The sequence below is a fragment of the Paenibacillus sp. FSL L8-0641 genome, from assembly GCF_038006265.1.
GTDB lineage: Bacteria > Bacillota > Bacilli > Paenibacillales > Paenibacillaceae > Paenibacillus > Paenibacillus polymyxa_D.
This window is the reverse complement of record NZ_JBBOUW010000001.1, coordinates 3,971,756-3,992,679: the sequence shown is the minus strand read 5'-3', so window position 1 is coordinate 3,992,679 and position 20,924 is coordinate 3,971,756. Positions and strand designations below refer to the sequence as shown.

The 20,924-nt window shown below is 44.0% G+C and carries 20 protein-coding genes; 19 read left to right on the top strand and 1 reads right to left on the bottom strand.

Translation table 11 applies throughout. The annotated features are described in order from the left end of the window. Positions 1–103 precede the first annotated feature (103 nt). The 15 genes from MKY16_RS18040 (at position 104) to MKY16_RS17970 (ending at position 14,100) form a co-directional block, all read left to right on the top strand. Complete coding sequence (locus MKY16_RS18040; protein ID WP_340956502.1) at positions 104–880, top strand: DNA and RNA helicase; 777 nt, start codon at positions 104–106, stop codon at positions 878–880. Between the two features lie 25 nt (positions 881–905). Beyond that, positions 906–1,508: a hypothetical protein gene (locus tag MKY16_RS18035; RefSeq protein WP_340956499.1), complete on the top strand. Its 603-nt coding sequence runs from the start codon at positions 906–908 to the stop codon at positions 1,506–1,508. Further along, complete coding sequence (locus tag MKY16_RS18030) at positions 1,505–2,917, top strand: phage baseplate assembly protein V (protein WP_340956498.1); 1,413 nt, start codon at positions 1,505–1,507, stop codon at positions 2,915–2,917. Before MKY16_RS18035 ends, MKY16_RS18030 begins: the two co-directional genes overlap by 4 nt. Next, a complete protein-coding gene (locus tag MKY16_RS18025) occupies positions 2,914–3,564 on the top strand; it encodes a hypothetical protein (protein ID WP_340956496.1) in 651 nt (216 codons plus the stop codon). Before MKY16_RS18030 ends, MKY16_RS18025 begins: the two co-directional genes overlap by 4 nt. Then, positions 3,546–4,073, top strand: a complete 528-nt coding sequence (locus MKY16_RS18020) for a hypothetical protein (RefSeq protein ID WP_340956495.1) — start codon at positions 3,546–3,548, stop codon at positions 4,071–4,073. The genes MKY16_RS18025 and MKY16_RS18020 overlap by 19 nt, the downstream gene beginning before the upstream one ends. 15 nt (positions 4,074–4,088) lie before the next feature. Then, the gene (locus MKY16_RS18015) at positions 4,089–4,481 is read left to right on the top strand and encodes a DUF4280 domain-containing protein (protein ID WP_340956494.1); all 393 of its coding nucleotides are present in this window, start codon (positions 4,089–4,091) and stop codon (positions 4,479–4,481) included. A gap of 16 nt (positions 4,482–4,497) precedes the next feature. Next, positions 4,498–7,431 carry a hypothetical protein gene (locus tag MKY16_RS18010; RefSeq protein WP_340956493.1) on the top strand — a complete coding sequence of 978 codons (2,934 nt, stop codon included), beginning with the start codon at positions 4,498–4,500 and terminating at the stop codon, positions 7,429–7,431. 24 nt (positions 7,432–7,455) lie between these two features. Next, positions 7,456–8,277, top strand: a complete 822-nt coding sequence (locus MKY16_RS18005) for a hypothetical protein (protein WP_340956492.1) — start codon at positions 7,456–7,458, stop codon at positions 8,275–8,277. Then, positions 8,270–8,878, top strand: coding sequence for a pentapeptide repeat-containing protein (locus tag MKY16_RS18000; protein ID WP_340956491.1), 609 nt, complete (start codon positions 8,270–8,272; stop codon positions 8,876–8,878). The genes MKY16_RS18005 and MKY16_RS18000 overlap by 8 nt, the downstream gene beginning before the upstream one ends. A 392-nt stretch (positions 8,879–9,270) precedes the next feature. Continuing rightward, positions 9,271–9,477 carry a hypothetical protein gene (locus tag MKY16_RS17995; protein ID WP_340956489.1) on the top strand — a complete coding sequence of 69 codons (207 nt, stop codon included), beginning with the start codon at positions 9,271–9,273 and terminating at the stop codon, positions 9,475–9,477. Between the two features lie 121 nt (positions 9,478–9,598). After that, positions 9,599–10,540: a hypothetical protein gene (locus MKY16_RS17990; protein ID WP_340956486.1), complete on the top strand. Its 942-nt coding sequence runs from the start codon at positions 9,599–9,601 to the stop codon at positions 10,538–10,540. Positions 10,541–10,555: 15 nt separating this feature from the next. After that, complete coding sequence (locus MKY16_RS17985) at positions 10,556–11,026, top strand: SUKH-3 domain-containing protein (protein ID WP_340956480.1); 471 nt, start codon at positions 10,556–10,558, stop codon at positions 11,024–11,026. 333 nt (positions 11,027–11,359) lie between these two features. Beyond that, positions 11,360–11,803: an SUKH-3 domain-containing protein gene (locus MKY16_RS17980; RefSeq protein WP_340956478.1), complete on the top strand. Its 444-nt coding sequence runs from the start codon at positions 11,360–11,362 to the stop codon at positions 11,801–11,803. A gap of 250 nt (positions 11,804–12,053) precedes the next feature. Next, positions 12,054–12,503, top strand: coding sequence for an SUKH-3 domain-containing protein (locus MKY16_RS17975; RefSeq protein WP_340956476.1), 450 nt, complete (start codon positions 12,054–12,056; stop codon positions 12,501–12,503). Positions 12,504–13,167: 664 nt separating this feature from the next. Further along, positions 13,168–14,100 carry a DUF2167 domain-containing protein gene (locus MKY16_RS17970; protein WP_340957590.1) on the top strand — a complete coding sequence of 311 codons (933 nt, stop codon included), beginning with the start codon at positions 13,168–13,170 and terminating at the stop codon, positions 14,098–14,100. A 171-nt stretch (positions 14,101–14,271) separates the two neighbouring features. Here MKY16_RS17970 and MKY16_RS17965 read toward each other — a convergent pair whose 3' ends face one another. Then, positions 14,272–15,303: a PocR ligand-binding domain-containing protein gene (locus MKY16_RS17965; protein ID WP_340956475.1), complete on the bottom strand. Its 1,032-nt coding sequence runs from the start codon at positions 15,301–15,303 to the stop codon at positions 14,272–14,274. Between the two features lie 188 nt (positions 15,304–15,491). On the opposite strand from MKY16_RS17965, the gene MKY16_RS17960 reads away from it, so the two are divergent. From MKY16_RS17960 to MKY16_RS17945, 4 genes are all read left to right on the top strand, one after another. Then, positions 15,492–16,625: a glycerol dehydrogenase gene (locus MKY16_RS17960; RefSeq protein WP_069012504.1), complete on the top strand. Its 1,134-nt coding sequence runs from the start codon at positions 15,492–15,494 to the stop codon at positions 16,623–16,625. 1 nt (position 16,626) lies between these two features. Continuing rightward, positions 16,627–18,387 (top strand): dihydroxyacetone kinase subunit DhaK, encoded by a 1,761-nt coding sequence (gene dhaK, locus MKY16_RS17955; protein WP_340956474.1) that lies wholly within the window; start codon positions 16,627–16,629, stop codon positions 18,385–18,387. Between the two features lie 228 nt (positions 18,388–18,615). After that, positions 18,616–18,867: a hypothetical protein gene (locus tag MKY16_RS17950; RefSeq protein ID WP_039273050.1), complete on the top strand. Its 252-nt coding sequence runs from the start codon at positions 18,616–18,618 to the stop codon at positions 18,865–18,867. 404 nt (positions 18,868–19,271) lie between these two features. Beyond that, a complete protein-coding gene (locus MKY16_RS17945; protein WP_340886173.1) occupies positions 19,272–20,885 on the top strand; it encodes a cellulase family glycosylhydrolase in 1,614 nt (537 codons plus the stop codon). Positions 20,886–20,924: the final 39 nt, after the last annotated feature.

Here is a 20,924-nt window from a genome sequence, read left to right as displayed (position 1 = left end):
GTCGCAGAGCGACCCGGCTGGCGCATAACGTTGCTACGCAATGTCATTACTGAGGTGCCGGGCGACACTTGTGCCGAAATCGGCACGGAGAGGAGGAAACCACATGTTAACCCATATCGTGCCGAAGTTCGAGAAAGGCCGTATTCTCAAAACCGAGATGCTAGAGAACCTGCGGGACTACCCCCGCAGCTTTCTCGATATCCGGTATCAGGATTATTCGGATGGCATCATTACAGGAATGAACGTAACTGTCGGGGAGTACACGCTAACCATTGGTAGAGGCATCGTGAAGCACAAGGGTAGATTGTATCTGCTGGAGCAGGAGCAGGAAGTGTCGTATGCGGCCACAGGGCGGCTGTCGGTGTTGAAGCTGCTCTTTTTGGAACAAACAGATCGCCCGGATTTCACAGCCCATCATGCAGATATCGTGCTGGAGGATGAGGCAGAAATCGGTCTGGATGAGATGGAGCTGGGCCGATTCAAGCTCAAAGAGGGAGCCGTGCTTCGCTCGGATTATCAGGATTTTGCCGACATGGCAACGGAATTCAATACATGGAGTGATATCCATGCTCCTTTTGCGGGTTTGAAGCAGAGTACATTGCGCCCGGAGACGATGCGCTACTTCGCATCCGAGCTGCTTAAAAGTGGTGCATCCGATCCGATGGATTGTATGTTTGCCCTCATATGCCTGAACTCAGAAGCCGTAGACAGGGAGTCCATTCAGCATTACATCGCAAACCGAAATGCTACGGAATACAGAGATTATTCACCTGCTCAGCTCCATAGGCAGCTGGTGCTGATCCTGGAGGGAGTCGGGCGGGGTAAGCGCACAGCAGGCCGCTGGCAAGGCGGCGGAGCCGGGCGGATGATTGTGGATTAGTCAATATGCGGAGGAGGAATAGACAGTGAAATATGAGGATGAAAAGATTTTGGCCTTGATCAATGAAGCCGAGAAGTTGAACAAACCACGGAATATTCTTACGGGACCTGTTAGGATCGGGGATCAGGATTATGAATTTGCTGAACGTTTCTTTTTTTCTGACATGCTAAAGCTGCACATCCCGAAAACATTTGAACCGATGTCCATAACTATGCAAAAGATTAAATATCCTCATGAGCAGCGCCCGGAAATTGTTTTAACCAATCAACCGGGCAGTGTGAATATTACGTTAAATCGCGTAGATCAGAAATTGCAGGATGAATGGGTAGAACGGTTGACTTCAGGAATGAAGGCGATGTTGAAAAAGATGAGTCCAGCCAATGTGTTTTACGATGAGCAAGTCGAGTCGATTAATGGAAAGCGGATTGGCTATTTCGATTTTAAAAGTCCTGCTTTGGATGAACCCGCGTACCACATGATGTTTTACTTTGAATTGTCTGGCGAGACGGTTATGGGGAGCTTTAACTGTCCTTATAAACAGTATACAGAGTGGCGCGACATTGTATTGCAGATCATCCGATCCATTCATACGATAACCCCCGAGGAAGGAGAGGAAACATCCGAATGAGTAATCTTGTCTATACTTCCGCAGATATTAAGGTAGCCCCCTATCAGTTTGAACATATTTTGGATATGCATTTGATTAAACAATTAAATGAGCATGTGAAATTTTCTATTCGAGGCATCATTGCTGAAGAAAAGCTGGATAAATATGTTGAAGGAGCCGATGAGGACGAGCAGATTGAAGTTTTTTTGAAAAATGCAGAGCGGAATGTCAGGTTATTTCAAGGAGTTGTTACGGATATTTCGGTAAAAGCCGTGAATGGTGTCAGAGAATTAACGATTCAAGCGGTAAGCTCTACCTTTCGGATGGATATTCAAAAAAAGCGCCGTTCCTTTCAGAATACGGGGCAATCTTACAAGCAGCTATTTTTGCATGTCACAGGTGCGTATGCTCGTGCAGAAATGATAGATGAAGCTTCTCAAGGCGCTTCCGTTGGCGAGTTGCTGGTTCAATATCATGAAACCGACTGGGGCTTTATGAAGCGGGTTGCTTCGCGGTTACACGCATCCCTGGTGCCGATCTCCATGCAGCAAGGATTGAAATACGTAGTCGGGATACCGGACATGGGAGAGCCACAGCATTTAGATGAACACAACTACAGGATTCAAAAAGATTTGAAAGAACACAAGCTGAAATCAGAAAATGGATTACCAGAACTAAGTGAGCACAACAGCTTGAGTTATGAAGTTACCAGCTACAAAGTACTGGAACTGGCCAGCGAAGTGATCTTCCAAAAGCGAAAGCTATATATCGCCCGTGTTGAAACCGTCCTTGATGGGAACGTGATCGTAAGCCGTTATGTGCTGCGGGATTCAGAGGGGATGAAATGTCCTACTACGTTTGCATATGACTTGTCTGGGGCATCGCTGTTCGGTACAGTGAGTGACATTTCCAAGGATCAGGTGAAAATAAAACTAGAAATTGATCGAGGCTCCTCTGCGTCAGGTGCAAAGTGGTTCTCTTATTCCACTGTATATTCTTCTCCGGATGGAAGCGGTTGGTATGTGATGCCGGAAGTGGGGGATCAAATACGCCTGTATTTCCCCGATGAACGAGAGCAGCATGCGTTTGCCGCCAGTTCCGTGGATCTGGCATCCTCTGATCCGGTCAAACGAAGCGATCCTTCCATTAAAAGCATCAGCACCAAATATGGAAAGCAGGTTGTTTTCAAGCCGGGTGCGGTAGAGATTATCAACAGCGGAAAAATGCTGATGCGCCTTACGGATGAAGGCGGTATTGAAATCAAAAGTGATAAAAAAATTACCATGAAGGCTGATGACGATATCGAGATTAAGGGTGAAACCAAAATACTCATTGAAGGTAAAGAAGGTATTCAATTCAAACAGGCGGGTGCGACGCTTGATATTGTGAATGATATCACCTTAACAGGTGGTAAGGTACACATTGAATGAAGCTCATGGATCGGGACGCTGCCTTGCAGGATTTTTTGGGAAAATATGTGCTGGAAGCATGGACAGGCGATATTCCCTTTATTGAAGATTACTATCAAAAGCACGGGGAAGAGATACAAGAGGAACTGCTGCGTGCGGTGGAAACGGTGTGCCTTAAGGCAGCATCTCAGCAGCAGGAAGGAAATAAAGGGGATATTCGCTACATGTACATTTCCTTGCTGCGAACCAGCATCATGGCTGGGAAGGTACAATATCGCATAGATGCCTATGACCAGAATTGGTTCCTGGATTTGGTCGAATGCTCAGCCATGTGGTCAGCCGACTTTGTGTTTCAACCGTTGCTGAACCGGATGACGGAGTGGGAAACGGTAAAAGGCGCTTATGTCCGCAAGATTACGACCATGGATCTGGAGCAAATACAGCAAATCGAGGCTGTCAAGTATCACGTGCTGACTATTGCTTTTTTGAAAAGTATGGTGTCCACACTGATCGATAGCAAGGTCATGCAGGCCATGAAAAAAGCAGCCGGGTTTACCTTGTATGCCGGAGAGTACAGAGATGAGAGTGATCCGTTGTGTCAGTGGGAACATCCAGGGGATCCAAACTCAGCGGAGGGGGCGGAAGAGCGATGGATTATTTTCTCCTAAAGCAGGATCCACGATATACGGATGTGCCCGTATTGCAGAAGGTAACTGAGAAAATCGATCCGTGGAAGCTACAGGATTTACAGCCGGACGATCTGGTTGAAAAAGCGCTGATGCTCCATGTGATGTCAGGGCCAGACAGCCGATTTCTGGATTTTATGGAAGGGCCTTTTCCATTAGTATCAGAAGCTTTTATGAAGCTTTTGAAGGCGTATTGTGCCGATATCCCATTTAAACTGACCGTTTTGGCCAACGTAAAGCATCGTCAGATGAAAAACTATCATATTCCCTTTGTAGAATCGGTAGAAGCCCTCCATCCGGCTAGCGAATGGAACCAGAATCAAAGTGTTTTAAAGAACATGATTTTACTTCAGGAATCCATTCGGAACAAGAAGGTGTTCCGTATACAAGAAGGGAGAAAATGGCGGATTATCGTTCGTCTGGATGTGGCGGAGAGTATTCTGCGACGTGATTTTTTGGGAATCAGGATGGAAAAAGTCCTATTAGAGTAGAGGGGGAGGTAGAACATGCCCGAAGGTGAGTATTATATTGTCCGGGGAGCCTGTATGAACTGCCAGTGCGGAAGTCATCCTCGCAAAATCAATCTGCCAATCAGTCATGGTTCCTATGTGAACCAAAAACCGATGATGAATCAGGACGATTACACAGAAGAAAATGTACCTCATTTTGGAATTTGCAGTAGCCCGGATAACCCAAGTACGGAAACCATATACCTGATTGCAGAGAATGGACAAACCATATCCGGCAAGCCCTGCAAACCTCAACTTTTAGAACCATGGATGAACACGAAAGAGAATACGAAAGTAGAAGGAAAACCGGCACTGATCACCTCCTCCTATCAAAGGTGCTTGTATCTGGGATATATTCAGTTCTCTACTACCGGGCAACAAGAAGAATAGCGGGGAGGTGTCAAAGATGTTTGGATATCAACAGATAAGAGTGGCTTCGCCATATCCGATTCAACACCTTAGCGATCTCAGCATCGACTGGAAGCCTGGGGAGCATGGCCGTGTCATCATCAAGGGAACGAGTGACGAAGCTCATCAAATCAATGCCGCTCTGCAAGCTTCCTCCGATGATCACATTCATGTATACGCCCAAGACGGCGAGCGGGAAGTAACCTTGTTCAAGGGAATCGTGAATAAGGTGGAAGTGATACACAGCCACGGTGTCCATACGGTGGGCATAGAAGGAGTAAGCGGATCCTTTCAACTGGATGTTCAAAAAAGAAAGCGTTCCTTTCCAGAAGAGAAGCAGACCTATTCGCAGTTGATCGGTAAACTGATTCAGGGCTATGAACAAAGTGACGTGCTGTATCACACCGGGGGGAAGAACGTTGTAGGAGAAGCAATTCTTCAATATGAAGAGACGGATTGGGAATTGGTAAACCGACTGGCCAGCCGCTTACACACGATAGTCGTCTGTGATATATTGGAATCAGCGAAGGCTAAGCTGCACTTTGGCTTACCAACAGGAGTCTTGAGGAGTGTGGATGAGAGGACACCGTATCAGGCAAGCAAGGACCTTCGGGCGTATCAGCAGGCAGGTGGAAGCTCGGCGGGACTGCATAACACTGACTTTTTCACCTATGAAATTGAGACAGGCGAGCTTTTTGTATTGGGAGATTCTGTGCGGTTTCGAAATAAGGACATGATCGTAAGTGAAATGAGCGCTCGCATGGACAAAGGGCAATTGGTCTTCAGGTATAAGCTATCCAGACCGGATGGAATTCGGAGTGAACCGATCCCGAATCCCCAGACGATAGGTATCTCTCTGGAGGGAGACGTACTGGATGTGCGGGGAGAAGAAGTCAAGTTGCGTCTGGCCATTGACAAGGACGATGGGGTTTCCGACCCGCATTGGTACCCATTTGCTCCCCCGACAGGAAGCGCGATGTATTGTATGCCGAAGGTGGGTACTAAGGCGAGTCTGTATGTTCCGGATGCTTCGGGATCCCGGGCGATGATCCTTGGTTCGGTTCGAACGAACGGAGGCAGTAGTGAAAAGACGGGGGATGCAAATAACCGATATTTTGGAACAGAGCATGGAAGTGAGTTGAAGCTGGGACCGGATGTAGTACATATTATGGGAGATCCGGGCGGAGCGTTGCAACTGAGTCTGAATGATGCGAGCGGCATTGAGATCAAGAGCCCAAAGAAACTGACGATCCAGGCCGATCTGGAATTGAGTCTGTATACGCCGAAACAAATTGTATTCCAATGCAATAGTCAACTGATGGCCTATCAGACCGGAGGAAGCACAGGGATATCGGTAGAGAGTGAATACCATCTGCTGGGGGAAAACGTCAAGGCAGAAGGAAGCGATCGAACGGCATACCCGCCGTTTGATGACGAACCCAAAGAGGGGAAACCGCCGGAGCCTCCTGCACCGCCAGAACCGGATCCATTTGATTGGGGAAAACTGCTGACGAATGTAGCGATAGGATTAGCAGTCGTAGTGGCCGTAGCGGCTGTGGCTGTGTTGACGGTGGCGACGTTAGGAACGGCCACGATGGTGGCGGTAGGCGTAGGGGCCGTCATGCTAGGAACGGCAGGAGTGGTCGGACAAGCGGTCTCGGATTATGCGAGTGGTGAAGTCAGTGATGTGATGGACTATGCCACGACCGCTGTGAGAGAGAGCGTGATAGGAGCAGTGTCAGGAGCGTTGTTTGGTCCTTCAGTAATAGCTGGCACTGTACTAGGCAGGATGGGCATTGGTGGAGGAATCGGGATATTCGAGAATTCAGCCAGCCAATTGTTGCAGGGGAAAGAGTTCAGTTGGAAGGAAGTGGCGATAGCCGGAGCGGCGGGCTTCGTGAGTGCAGGAATATTTGACCCCAAGGTGCTGGGAGCCGTGGGAGGAGCGTTAAAGACAGGAGCAAAGAAAGGGTCAGAACTGTTAAGTGCAGGAGCAAAGAAAGGATCAGAGTGGTTAACAGCAGGGCTGAAGGGTGTACAGAATGGATATAGTCGTGCGGTCAGTAAGCTGAAATCAGCGGGCAGTGAAATCGCCGGAGCCATCAGTCGAGCGTCGAGCCATATCAATCCGAAAAATTACGGGCTCTTGGATACGGGAATGGGAGCCAAGGTTGTTGGAAAAGTAGGGGACGAGCCGCTGTTCAGTTTAGGTGGAAATGGCGGAGGTAGGAGAGTAGAGGATACAATAGATACCACGCCTCCTAATCCGAATAAACCAAGGGAGAACCCGCCTGAGGGGACGGGTAAAACTGAACAAGATTATAGAAAGTTGATTGACGAGGCCGAAGCACGTGGGAATAGGAAGGTCGCTGACGATTTAAGATACGAGCGTTATTGTGCAGCAAAAGAAGCTAGTGGTGGGGTTCCGAGGAGCCGCGAAGATTGGGACGTTGCAAATGAAAGATTGAAAAATAATGCTAGCCGTGGAAGAGTAGAAGAAAAGAACGGGAGAGAGTCACTGGAACAACATCTGGGACGTCAACTAGAAGACAACAATGCAGATGAGGTAGTAACATTTACGTCTAGTGAAGGACATGTAACGCGACCCGATAGTATTGGGCGGAATGAGTATGATGAAATAGACATAGTACACGATCATAAGCACCATACAGGTGAGGGTGATCAAGTTATTTACAATGATCCACAGATGCGGGCGGAAAAAGAAATGGCAAAGAGTGTAGAGAATGGACGTCATATAGTGACAATGTCAAGTGATAATCCCAATTTACACGGTGTTCCTCCCAAGCCAAGACCAAGTGCACCTTTGGCTAAAGGTAGTGAGATATATTATACCGATCCTTCTAGTGGTAAAATAACTTATAAATGGGTAGTTGATAGAGAGACTGGAGAAGGTTATTGGGAGAAGCTATAAATTGAGATGGAGGTGTTTGAAATTATGAGTGTATTTCCGAAAATTTTTGGCATTTCCATGTTTCCAAGTATTGATTTAGAAGATATAGATGCAATAAACAGTATACTAAATATTTTCGAAACAAAAGATTATTTTAAACCAACTTCATGGGGAAACAGTGAAACGATAAAAGTTGACTATGACCGTGATGAGATTAAGGAAAGGATAATTTTGCAACAACCAAGGTTTTCAGAGCTATACCTTCAGCGAGCACATTCAATAGAGTATTCGGGAAGCTTCGATCTAATTTCAAATTTTAGAGCTTATTTTGGTTTCGATTTTAAAAACACCCCAAAAAAACTCTGGCCTGAAATTTATGAACTATCAGAAAATATTGCGAGTATTATTAAGCCACGGTACGGAATTGCTCATGGCTTTTGGCCAGTTTCCACACCCTGGCAATCTGAACGTGATCGTTTACACAAATGGATGAATTTTTGCTCTCAACCTGCTCCGGTTACCTTCGGGCCGTGTGGTCCACTGGGAATGGGAACTCGAACTTATTTTAGTGGAGATATACTTGATTTATTTAATAAAGAGATATTCCTAAATATCCCTGCCAACGTGACAGAAACGGATTGGGGAGGTATTCGAGTTGATCTTGTAGCTAAGCCTTGGGAGGCAGATGCTAATGAATTACTTGATCGCTGGATTTGTGTAATGGATTATATGGAACAGTACGATGTATTTGCTATACCCAACTTTAGTGAAAGTAGAAGATCAGTTTCATTTAATCCAAATAAAGCATGGGAAATATATTTGAAAAATTTACAAATATCGAGACAAAGGAGAGGAGTGAATGGCTAATCAAAGAAGTGAAAGAGATGAAATACTCTCGAAAATTTCATTTCATATACATGAAAAGAATATAATTGAATCAATGGATATTTCCGGTATAGATCTTACTTTTTCAGATCTTTCTGAACTCATAGCTGATCGAATGATAGCTATCGGTGTTAAATTAAGGGCATCTTCCATTATCAGGGCGTCTTTTCGAGACTGCAACTTTAGTTCTGCTGACTTTAGAAGCTGTAATCTGGAAAGTATTGATATTGCAGATTGTTATTTTAGGGATGCAAACTTCAATAAATCAACTATGAGATTTGCTAGTATTAAAATCAGTTTTTGCGATAGAGCATGTTTTGATCAGGTTGATTTAACAAATGGAGACTTATACGACACCATTTTTAATGGAAGTACATTTCGAAGTGCAAATCTAACAGGTGTCAATGCAAAGCATGCATCTTTTAGAGATGTCGATCTTAGTGGTGCAAATCTTACTAATGGAAATTTCGAAGGAGTAAATTTTATTAATGCAAAATTGGATAATGTAATTTGGGCAGGTACAAATATAATCGGGGCTAGGTTTGATGAAGGGGTGCTAGAAAAGATCCAAAGTGAGTTGTAATATAATGTATTTTATTGGAGACGGATTGTAATATGAAGTGTGACACCTGTTGGAAATGGTAAGTTAAAAAGCAGAATGAGGCATCCTTATAACATCTTTGATGAAGGTGTAATCAAAAATATTTTTCCTAAAGCTGTTTCGACTCAATTATCTGAAAGCCTATCCCAGCTCTAAAACGAGTTCGGGATAGGCTTTTTTTGCTACGCTCATAAAACAATACGAGCAGCGGCCGGAGATCGTTCTGACAAATCCGGATGACACCGTGAATATCACCTTCAACCGTGTGGACCAGCAACTGCAAAATGAATGGGTGGAGAAGCTGACGAGCGGGATGAAGAATATGCTGCGGAAAATGAGCCCGTCCAATGTCTTCTACTAGCAGCAGGTGGAGGATGTACGGGGGAGACCGTCTCCTGTCCATAGGCCTGTATCAGCCGCATCAGGCGCTCAGACAAGAGCGGCAGCGCACCTTCGAACAGATCAAGGAAGGCGGCACGGAGACGATCTATCTCGTCTCGGAGGAAGGGCAGCAAATATCAGGCAAGCCGTGTACACCGAACTTTCGAACAAATGGAACAACACGAAGGCGACGACTCTAGTGAAAGGCAAGCCAGCCTTGTAAACTCGACCAATCGAAGGTAAAAGAATTAAGGGGAAGGCTATCCAATAGGTTAAAAGAAGATGGGAATTTTGCTTACTCAGAAGTAGATATACCGGGCATTGACAAAACGGAATTTTATGCTCATAGTGTTGGGTTTTGTCACCGTAGGCGTACTGGATTCCAAAGTAGGCAAGGCCATTGGCGGATTCGCGGAAAAAGTAGGCAGCAAAGTTACACCGCAATGGATCAGCAAAGGTGTAGATGCAGTCGGGGCAGGCTTTGGCAAAGCTGTAACCAAGCTGGAGCAGGCCGGCAGTAAACTGGGGCAGAAGTTCAATGAGCAGCTGAGCAAAATGGCAGACGGCCTCAGCCCCGGGAAGTTGGCCACAGCCAACGGAGCGCCAGTTCCGCACGTTAATAAGATGGACAGCGGACCACTTCCACAGACGGATGTGCAGAAGAATTACAACAAGGTCACGAGTTATAAGTTTACGCAAGAAGAAGCGGATGAGCTTGTTAAAAAGTATCTTGCTAAAGTTCATAAAAAGATTCAAAGTGGGGCTCTAAAGAAAGCCATTGGAAATAAAATCGACTGTTCAGCTGTTTCTGTTGCTGTCGATAGAAGAACAGGTAGTCTTAGTATTGGATTTAGTGGGAAATCAGGACAGAAAGGTTGGGGGAAACAAACAATTAAAGGACAAGGTGAAGTTCCTGTACCTAACCCATCACGTAAAATTGATAAGATAACTGGGGAAGAGATTGTGGACCCCAAATTGAAGAAGATGTTAGAAGAGCATGGTCCCAGTAGAGAACCGTGGTCAACAGATAACTGTGCTGAGTTTAATGCAACTAATCGTCTGATGATAAAGGGATCAAATCTAGAGGATTTGCATATTTCAACATTTTCTAATAAGGTTTCGGGTAAGAAAGGTGTAGAAAGCCTATATAAATTTAAACCGCCTTGTGATAATTGTGGAGAGTTGTATGAACCAAGATCAAGAATAGTGCCGTTTGAAGGCACTATGGATGATTTATTTGAATTGTATTTTGGGAAAAAATAAACAATGGAGGGAAACATGTTTAAGAGCGAAAAGGTTAAAAATTACTTCAAGGAAAATGGTTGGTATGAAGGAAGGAAAATTGATATATCACTTTATAAGGAGATGTATAAAAAGTACAATATTACGCCAAATCCTTTAGCATTAAATATATTGGGGGAATTTGGAGGTATAAATTTGAAATTACCATCTAAAGGCTCGAATTATTATACGTCTTTAATACTTGATCCAAGTGAAGGCGAGGTAACATTCGAAGAGTTAAAAGAATTTGAAGAAACAATTGGTGAGAAATTGACACCTTTAGGTTTCTTTCCTAGAAGTACACTCGATATTTATATTTCAGACTCAAATAAATTTTATTTTGCTGGTTCATATGAATTTATGTATATTGTTTTTATAGGTTTCGATTTTTATGAAATGTTAGAAGTTTATTTTAACAAGGAATATCTTGACCAGGATAAATTCCCTAATTTATTTCCTGAGGATTAATTTATAGTACTGTAAATCAAATATAAAATAGCCTACGTACTACCAAGAAAGTAGAATATACTGATTAATAAAAGCTAATAATTTAGCCACAGACTTACTCCACTCGAAATTTGAGTTGAGGTAAGTCTTTTTTTGTAAAGCGTATCAAAAGCTAGAAGTAGCAGAGAAATAATCGATTACAATTTAGTAGAGAAGTTACGGAAGATGGATAAAGGAATACTTTCATAGACTGAGGTTTTTAGTGTGTTGCTGCGAGAGTCGTCAGTAAATATACAGTATAAACAAAATTGTAGCGGTAATTTAAATGATAAATAAACCGGGTGAGGTTAACATATGACTTTTTCACAAAGAACTATTGATATTTTAAAGGATGCTGGTTGGTATCCTGAAAGAAAAGTAGATATCAGCTCAACAATAAACTTTTTAGAAAAAAAAGGATTTGAAGTATTTGATCCTGCTAAAGAGGCATTTGAACATTTCGGAGGACTAGAGTATTCAGTACCTAGTGACGAATCAGATGACTTTCAGATAGGTCCTGAATTTTTAAGGGAAGGAATCGGAAGGAAGCACTATAGCAGGTATGAAACGATAATCGGAGAAGAGCTAGTTGTAATCGGATTGGCATATGACGATAATGCAACTATGTTTATGTCTAAGACAGGAAAAGTATACGGTATCATGGACGATTATTATATTTGGAAATTTGGCAATAATATATATGAAGCTATGGATAATTTATGTGAGAGTAAAGAGCTAAAGGTAATTAGTGAGGAATGAAGCTAAGTGTTTAACAAAGTCAACTAAGCAATAAATAACTTCAGTTTTAATAAACTTTTAAAGCTTATTCCATTTTGAATCAATGGGGGAATAACCTTTTTTTCTGTATGCCGAAAATAAAAGTGGAAAGGAACTACATGGAGAAGCAATGGCGATAGTAGGAGTAATTGTGATCAATCTCAAGCAGCTAGACAACAGACCTTTTTAGATTTCATTAACGATTTACAATAAGCATAGGGTTGGGGAATGATTGAATAAATTATCTAAAGAAACTGTACAAATTCTAACTGAATCAGGGTGGTACCCTGGAAGGAAGTCCGATATAACGGGAACATCAGATTTTTTGCAATCGAAAGGGTACCAACTATTTCCTTGTGTAGCTGATGTTTTAAGGGAATTTGGAGGGATAAAGTATAGCTTTAATCAACCTAATGGAGACAAAGACTCATTTCATCTAATTCCAGAGGAAGCTTATGGGGATTATTATGAAAAAGAAGATTTCGAAGAAATAGAAATGCGAGTTAATGAATCATTAATTGCGATTGGTCAAGTGAGAGATGATAATATGATGATGTTTATTTCTGAATCTGGGAAAATTTTTGGAGAAATGGGATATTGCTTAGTTAAGTTTGGTAATCACATTTATGAAGCATTAGACACTCTTTGTTTAGTTTTACCAGTAAAAAAATTGAATAAGTAGAGAATATTTTATGAAATATTGTAATATGAAGTGCTAAAGTTAAACCAGATTAGTCTTAAAATTCAGTCAGTAAGCCCCTAATGTGGAACAGGACACCCTTATGTCTAAAAAATCACCTAGGGGCTATTTTTTCAATAATTAGCTTATTTCTAATCAATCAACCCTATGAAAGCCTATACATTCTTTTAAATAAAAAAGTTGACATATGTCTAAAAACAGGTGAAAAGTCACTAAGACTAAAGTCTCTTGTTAGATGAATTATGCATTCCTTAATCTGATGAAATTCGACATTTTTTATGCTAGATGGATTGTTCGAAATTAAGCTAGAAGTCAATGGGGTTGTCGCATCAAGGAATAAGCCCCGTTTAGGAATTCATAAGTAGGAAACTGGAACGGAGAAGTAGTGCTATTGCGCAATTGTGCTTGTCCTTTATGAGTATTTCTAATCGTTCATTCACATTTTATTAATTCAGTTCGATTAGATTAGAATATTTGCATACATATGTATAAAAATGAGTATTAAGTCTCGGAAACTCCCTTTGCTACTGTGAATTGACAAAATATGAAGCAGTGGCTAATATGGTTGGGTACACGGGAGATATTGGAATTTATAAAGGGGTAATGAGTTTTGAACAAGAGACTAGATAACAGATGTAGTAACAAAATGAAATGGGGCCAAACGATTTTTGGAGCGCTGTTGGCGCTTAGTCTGGTGTTACTCAGTGGGGGTAATGCGTGGGCCTCATCCAATGAACAATTAAAATGGATTGAGGGTGGCCGAAAGGTAGATCTGGGAAAAATGGCTACGGTTGAACTGGACTCATCTCTTCTTTTCTTGGATGCAGCTAACACAGCAAAGGCAAGCGAGATGAATCATGATAAGCCATCTGGTAAGGAGATTGGGAGTATATTTCCGAAAGATGAAAATCAAAATTGGGAAGTTGTTTTTGAATACGATGAACTTGGACACATTAAGGATGATGAAAAAGAAGATATCGATGCAGATGCCATTCTAGATAGTTATAAAAAGGGGACGGAAGAGAGTAACAAGGAAAAAGCGGAAAGTGATCGCTTGTATGTTACGGGCTGGGATGTCGAGCCTTTTTATAATGAAGGGACCCATAATCTAACCTGGTCTATGCTGGCGGAGGATGGGAACAAGGAAAAACTGATCAATTATAATGTTCGATTGCTCACTCGTCAGGGTTATATCTCTGCAATATTAGTGTCCGATCCTGCGCATTTGGACGCAGATAAGAAGTTTTTGAATGAGAACATATTACCCAAGCTGATAGTCAAATCAGGTGAGCGGTACGAGGATTTTAATGCTTCAACGGACAAAATTTCCGAATACGGCCTGACCGGATTGATTTTGGGAGGAGCAGGCTTGGCAGTAGCTAAAAAAGTAGGCTTGTTGGCATTACTCATTGCTTTTTTTAAGGGCGCGGGAATTAAGGTTATCCTACTTATTGGTGCTGCTTGTGCAGGTGTGTTTGGCGTGATAGGCAAGTTTTTTGCCAAATTATTTCGCAAGAAAAAATCGGAATCCATGCACAATGAAACGAACGCCCAGGATCAGTCAGAAACACTACAGTAAAGATAAAAAAACACTCTATAAAATTGCTGATAAATAGGGGATGATGATTGAGCGCAAAACACAATCTCAGGCAGCCTGATAAGTACACACGAACATGTAGCTTGGGCAGAAAATTATGAACAGATGATCATGGTGACGTTAGACCCGTGAATCATCTGTTTTTCGTTTGTTTTATCCCTTGTAATACTTTCGGTACACCGCGGGCGTTGTGCCTTCATACTTTTTGAATATTTTGATGAAATACCCCGGCTCATTAAAGCCGAGCTCGCTACTGATCTGAGATACAGGAATATCTGTAGCTTCGAGCAACTGCTTCGCCCATCTAATCTTCAAGCGGGAAAGATAGCTGGAAAAGTTCTCACCCGTTTCCTTGGCAAACAGCCGACTAAAATAGCTTGGGCTAATGTGGCACAAGTCAGCCATGGCTTTCAAAGAAAAAGTTTCACCCTTGTGCTCAAAGATATATTCGAAGGCGGGTTTGAGTACGGGATTTCCGCACGGAATATCCACATCTTCTGAGGAATTCAGATAGGCATCTGCTAAGAAATTATTCATTTCTTTCTTAAGGTTTTCGATATGCTCCAGCGAGTAGCCAGGAAGGATCTCGGACAACTGCGGAGTGGACTGTGTGGCCGACGCCTTCTCGAACATTTCTGCGAGGAGATTTTTGTTCATCGCTTCTTCAACAATATAATTACACAGTAAGGATAACATGTTGGAGATCGTCTGAATTTCCTGATAGGTCATGGAGGGCAGATCGGCGTAGTCGTTCTTAAGTTCCTCCCATTTGGAACTGTACAGTTTTTCATTTTTTGACGTGAGGATTTGCTCCAGCTGTAGGGCACTCGAAGGATCGGCTAAGCGGACCTGACCTGCCATGACGGCGCCAATGTACTTATCGTCAATAATGATCGGTACCGCGATGTCGACGATGTCATAATGACAGAGATAAATATAAGGTTTGTTGGAACGTACCGCTTCAAGTCCACCGCGAGAGTCACATTTTTGGCAGTAGGGAAGGAGATTCTCATTCTGACGAACCTTCTTGCAGAACGATTGGCATTGGCTGTGGCTAGTTACGGGATTCCCTTTATAATCGACGGTAAGAATAGCTAATTGGGTAACGGATGCTAATGAATCCTGCAACTGCTCCCACTTTTTTAAATCAAAGATTTTCTGGATGCTCAAATGTTCACGTATCAAGATCTCATCCCTTAATAGTAAATTATCCTGTAAGCGATAACAAAAAAGTACAATTCGTGATCCTTAGTGCAAAAAAATACGATTGTAGATTATAATATATTCCTTGATTCCTCCAATGTAAAGTTTACATGGTTCGGTTATAGTTTTAATCAGAACGAAGCCAACACAATCATAAGGAGGAATTATAGATGAGAAAAGCTTTTATCAGCCCAAGCAAATATGTACAAGGTGAAAATGAATTGTTGAATTTGGGTTACTATGTGAGCACCTTCGGCAAATCCGCTTTACTGATTGCGCATCCTGCCGACGTGGCGCGGGTAAAAGATAAACTTGATTCCACTTTGGGTAAATATAACGTGACTTTTATTGAAAGCGGTTTTATGGGTGAGTGTTCCAGACAGGAAGTATCCAGACTTCAGGAAATTGCTACTGCAAACGGATGCGATTGTATCGTAGGTCTTGGCGGCGGGAAAGCGATCGACGCGGCGAAATGCGTAGCTCAAGGGGAAGCGCTTATCATCTGTCCGACGATTGCTGCGACAGATGCACCGACAAGTCACTCGGCCGTTCTGTACACTCCGGAAGGTGCTTTCGACGATTACGCCTATTTTAAGCAAAGTCCGAGTGTCGTATTAGTCGACACCACCGTAATTGCCAATGCACCAACCCGATTCCTTGTATCAGGTATGGGTGATGCACTGTCAACTTACTTTGAAGCCCGTGCGACCTCCCGTTCTTACTCCAGGGTCAATGCCGGACTGCCTAACGGAGTACGCGAAGGACAGTGTGCGCCAGCAGTAGGTACAAATGCGGCGATTGCACTTGCAACGCTATGCTATGAAATGCTGTTGAAAGACGGTGCCAAAGCAAAAGCGGCATGTGATGAAAACCAGGTTACGCAAGCACTCGAGAATATCATTGAAACTAATATTTTACTCTCAGGCCTCGGCTTCGAGAGCGGCGGACTTGCGGCGGCCCATGCGATTCATGATGGACTCACGATTTTGGAAGGCACGCATCATTATTATCATGGAGAGAAAGTTGCGTTCGGCACGATCGCACAGCTGGTGCTCGAAAACGCACCGACGGAAGAATTACATCAGGTACTTGATTTCTGTTTAGCCGTCGGTTTACCGGTCTGCTTGGCTGATATCGGCGTCGATCATATCAGTCAGGAAGAACTCATGGAAGTAGCTGCAAAGGCCTGCATTCTGGAGGAATCGATTCATTCCATGCCGTTTCCGGTCACAGTGGAGCAGGTTGCAGCGGCAATCGCTGCGGCCAACCGTATCGGGAGCCAGTACAAAGCGGAGGTAAAGTAGCATGAAAAAGGTCATCAACCGTGCGGAAAATTTGGTTCTTGAGATGTGCAGTGGTATTGCGCTCGCGCATCCTGAGTTGGAATTTCTGCCAAAATACAAAGTGCTCAAGAAAAAGGAATTGAACGCGGAGAAAGTAACGCTCATCAGCGGCGGTGGCAGCGGGCATGAACCCGCCCACGCCGGCTTCGTTGGCCAAGGGATGCTCGATGCCGCGGTCTGCGGTGATGTCTTCGCCTCTCCCTCACAAATTCAAGTATATCAGGCCATCCGAGCGACGACCGGGAAAAAAGGTGCGCTGCTGATTATCAAAAATTACAGCGGCGATATTATGAACTTTAGAAACGGCGCCCATCTGGCCACTGAAGACGGTCTGGAAGTGGACTATGTAAAGGTTGAGGACGACATCGCGGTAGAAGACAGCCTATATACAGTCGGACGGCGCGGAGTGGCGGGAACGGTACTCGTCCACAAGATCGCGGGTGCAGCGGCGGAAGAGGGCCGGAGTCTGGCGGAAGTTAAAGCAGTAGCCGAGAAAGCCGCTGCGAATGTACGCAGTATCGGATTCGCATTGACTTCGTGTACCGTGCCGGCGAAGGGCACGCCAACATTAGAGCTCGGGCATGATGAAATCGAGTACGGCGTCGGCATTCACGGCGAGCCTGGGACCAGCCGCGAGAAGCTGACGGATGCGGATACGTTGGCAGGCAGAATGGTAACCGATCTCCTTCGAGACATGCAGATTGAAACTGGCTTCAGCGGAGAAATCGCCTTATTGATCAATGGTTTCGGCGGTACTCCTTTGCAAGAACTGTACCTCTTCAACCATTCGGTTACTCGCGAACTAGCAGCGAAGGGGATCAAGATTGATCGCACTTTTGTCAACAATTATATGACGAGTATCGATATGTCAGGTATCTCGGTTTCCATCATGAAGCTGGACAACGAACTGAAAACGCTCCTCTCCCATGAAAGTAACGCGCCTGCGTTCAAGGTGGCTGGACCTGTTGATCATGTCGTATTCACGGATATTTCAACTGTAGCAGACGAAAAGCGGCAAGTATCCTTTGAGGTGGAAACGGACCCTGCCTTCGCAGTTATTGAGAACAACAAAGTTACGTTGAACAATCTTACCTACCTAGTCGATAAGATGAGTGAGGTTATCATCAAGAATGAGGTACCTTTCTGCGATCTTGACGCTCATGCAGGCGACGGCGACTTTGGCATGAGCGTTGCTAAGGGATTTCGTCAGCTGAAACGGGAATGGAGAGACATTCTGAATCAAGACTCTTTGACGATGGGAGCCTTTCTTCATTCATGCTCGCTCGTCATCATGGAATACTGCGGTGGCGCTTCGGGTCCGATCTGGGGCTCAGCATTTCGCGCAGCGGCACGATCTGCTGGCGAACGAACCGAACTCACCGTTTCCGAATTCGCAGATATGATGCAGGCTGTGGTGCAAGGCATACAATCAACAGGCGAACGTTCTTTCGGCAGAGGAGCCGTTGTTGGCGATAAAACACTTATAGATGCATTAGTGCCATGTACAGATAGCTGGTTGGAGAGCGCAAAATTAGATTTTGACGTGAAGACAGCCTTTGTAAGTGGTGCTCAAGCCGCTGTATTAGGGGCCAAAAAGACGGAAGACATCGTGGCGCGTATGGGCCGTGCCGGAACGGTAGGAGAGAGAAGCCTTGGTTATCCAGACGCGGGGGCTTATGCGCTTGGCGTGATTTTTACGGAGCTTGCTGATTGTTTGAACTGATTTTCTATAAATCCAAAATTGCTGGCACGAACACTTCGTTTAGGTTTCCATTCCTGCCCGTACCACTCGCTAATTCTTAAAAATTCAAGGTTTGTTCATTGCAATTGATGTGCATTAGGTTTATAATTTCAGACGGATTCAACGGGCTTATCCCGGAATCCATGGGAGTTCATCCCATCTGAGCTAGCTTACTGCATGCTCAAATATGAATTAAGCGAGGGATTTACAATGAAAACCTGCTGCACCATCCAAGTTGACGAAGACAGTTTAGTTATTGATTTGCCAGAAGAAGGAACCACGCTAGAGTCCCTGCTCGGTGATATTGAGAGCTGTGGAGGTAGTGAAGAACCTTGGCTACAACTTATTGACAAGGTAATAGGTAACTCATCTGAGACTGTACTGACAGAGCAAGCGACGGATGGCGGCGATATGAAGAAAGATCAGACGACCAAAGAACCTCAAGCAACTGCTCAGGGGTAATAGGGAGATCATACGTTAAGACGATATTTGTAACATTATTCGATCACATATAAGATCATCTATAAGACTGCTACCGAGCCAAGGCACGGGAAGCGGTCTTTTTTTATTAAAATAACTAAAATTCTCCGAATTTTGCAATTAGTAAATGAGTCTTTTGTCCCTTTAGTACTCCATAGTAGCCAACCAAGTAGAACACATCCCAAAACCGTGACTTCCTGTTCATTTTCTATCATAAAGTCGAAATGTAACATGGAACTAACTATAATAGTAGTATCATCCATATACAGGTAAGTGACATCGATGTTTGGACCTGATCCTCTTGTTGTATAAAGGAGGGGGTAAAAGAGCAGAGAACAACGTACTGATAAGTCTTATCTACTTTATAAAAAGGAAGGAATGTGTAAATGATGAATGGGCAATGGATCCTGTCAAGGATCGCAAAAAGAGTAGCGGTGATGCTAACAGCAGTATTACTATTAACGTTAACGAACGGATTCAACTGGAATACGCAAACAGCAGAGGCTGCTGGGACGACACCTGTGGAACGTTACGGACAACTTTCAGTAAAGAATGGTAAATTGGTGGATAAAAACGGTAAACCTGTGCAACTCAAAGGTATTAGCTCTCACGGCGTCCAATGGTTTGGGGATCTGGTAAATCAGGACTCTATGAAATGGCTACGGGACGATTGGGGCATTTCCGTATTTCGGGTTGCACTGTACACTGAAGAAGGTGGTTATATCGCCAATCCTTCTTTGAAAAATAAAGTGAAAGAAGCGATTGAGGTAGCACAGAAACTGGGCTTGTACGTCATTATCGACTGGCACATTCTTTCAGATGGCGATCCGAACATTCATAAAAATGAAGCCAAAGCTTTCTTTAATGAATTTTCAACTCAGTACGGCCATTTACCTAACGTAATCTATGAACTTGCCAATGAGCCGAATGGAAATGTGAACTGGAACAATCAAATCCGACCTTATGCGTCTGAGGTATCTCAGGTTATTCGCGCTAAGGACCCGGACAATATTATTATTGTAGGAACAGGCACATGGAGTCAGGATGTACATGATGCAGCAGACCATCCACTTCCAGACAAGAATACAATGTATACCGTACATTTCTATGCGGGTACGCATGGACAATTCTTGCGCGATCGGGTCGATTATGCACTGAACAAAGGCGTGGGCATATTTGCTACCGAGTGGGGTACAAGCGATGCTTCGGGTAACGGTGGTCCGTTCCTGAATGAATCCAAAGTATGGACTGATTTTCTGGCTAGCCGTGGAATCAGTTGGACTAACTGGTCGCTGTCAGATAAAAATGAGACCTCTGCTGCGCTGATGTCTGGTGCTGACCGTAAGGGCGGATGGCCTGATTCACAATTGTCCGCTTCTGGAAAATTCGTAAAACAGGCGATTCTGGAAGGCTCCAGCAACATTGGTGGAGGCGGAAACAACGGTGGGGATAACGGCGGAGATGGCAACACTGGCGGTAATAACGGTGGTGGCAACAACGGCGGCGATAACGACAACGGAGGAAGTACACCAGGCAGTAACGATCAAGGAATTGTGCTACAGTATCGCACCGGTGACACAAATGCCAAGGATAACGCAATCCGTCCTGAATTTAATATCAAAAATAAAGGGAAAACAGCTGTGAAGTTGAGCGATCTAAAAATTCGCTACTATTACACAGATGAAAGCAAACAAGCTCAGCAGTTTTTTGTAGACTGGGCCAGGATTGGCAATGAGAAGGTAAAAGCAACTTTTGTAACATTGCCGAATCCAAAGGCCAAGGCTGATAAATATGTGGAGATTTCTTTCACAGATGGAGCCGGAACGATTCAGCCCGGTGGGGAAAGCGGAGAAATTCAACCCCGTATTCATGCTGCAAATTGGAGCAATTTTGATGAGACCAACGATTACTCCTATGGTGCTACCCAAAAAGCATTTGCAGACTGGGACCATGGCACTGTATATCAGCAGGGTAAGCTGGTTTGGGGTATAGAACCTTAGGAACCTTAGAATTTAACCGTTATTAACTTTATCGGAATG

What these genes read in the sequence shown, in the direction of transcription:
- MKY16_RS18005 (WP_340956492.1), top strand. Translation starts at nt 7,456, where the DNA reads ATGAGTGTATTTCCGAAAATTTTTGGCATTTCCATGTTTCCAAGTATT.
- MKY16_RS17985 (WP_340956480.1), top strand. Translation starts at nt 10,556, where the DNA reads ATGTTTAAGAGCGAAAAGGTTAAAAATTACTTCAAGGAAAATGGTTGG.
- MKY16_RS18030 (WP_340956498.1), top strand. Translation starts at nt 1,505, where the DNA reads ATGAGTAATCTTGTCTATACTTCCGCAGATATTAAGGTAGCCCCCTAT.
- MKY16_RS18015 (WP_340956494.1), top strand. Translation starts at nt 4,089, where the DNA reads ATGCCCGAAGGTGAGTATTATATTGTCCGGGGAGCCTGTATGAACTGC.
- MKY16_RS17945 (WP_340886173.1), top strand. Translation starts at nt 19,272, where the DNA reads ATGATGAATGGGCAATGGATCCTGTCAAGGATCGCAAAAAGAGTAGCG.
- dhaK (WP_340956474.1), top strand. Translation starts at nt 16,627, where the DNA reads ATGAAAAAGGTCATCAACCGTGCGGAAAATTTGGTTCTTGAGATGTGC.
- MKY16_RS17970 (WP_340957590.1), top strand. Translation starts at nt 13,168, where the DNA reads ATGAAATGGGGCCAAACGATTTTTGGAGCGCTGTTGGCGCTTAGTCTG.
- MKY16_RS18020 (WP_340956495.1), top strand. Translation starts at nt 3,546, where the DNA reads ATGGATTATTTTCTCCTAAAGCAGGATCCACGATATACGGATGTGCCC.
- MKY16_RS17950 (WP_039273050.1), top strand. Translation starts at nt 18,616, where the DNA reads ATGAAAACCTGCTGCACCATCCAAGTTGACGAAGACAGTTTAGTTATT.
- MKY16_RS18000 (WP_340956491.1), top strand. Translation starts at nt 8,270, where the DNA reads ATGGCTAATCAAAGAAGTGAAAGAGATGAAATACTCTCGAAAATTTCA.
- MKY16_RS18040 (WP_340956502.1), top strand. Translation starts at nt 104, where the DNA reads ATGTTAACCCATATCGTGCCGAAGTTCGAGAAAGGCCGTATTCTCAAA.
- MKY16_RS18025 (WP_340956496.1), top strand. Translation starts at nt 2,914, where the DNA reads ATGAAGCTCATGGATCGGGACGCTGCCTTGCAGGATTTTTTGGGAAAA.
- MKY16_RS17980 (WP_340956478.1), top strand. Translation starts at nt 11,360, where the DNA reads ATGACTTTTTCACAAAGAACTATTGATATTTTAAAGGATGCTGGTTGG.
- MKY16_RS17995 (WP_340956489.1), top strand. Translation starts at nt 9,271, where the DNA reads ATGTACGGGGGAGACCGTCTCCTGTCCATAGGCCTGTATCAGCCGCAT.
- MKY16_RS18010 (WP_340956493.1), top strand. Translation starts at nt 4,498, where the DNA reads ATGTTTGGATATCAACAGATAAGAGTGGCTTCGCCATATCCGATTCAA.
- MKY16_RS17960 (WP_069012504.1), top strand. Translation starts at nt 15,492, where the DNA reads ATGAGAAAAGCTTTTATCAGCCCAAGCAAATATGTACAAGGTGAAAAT.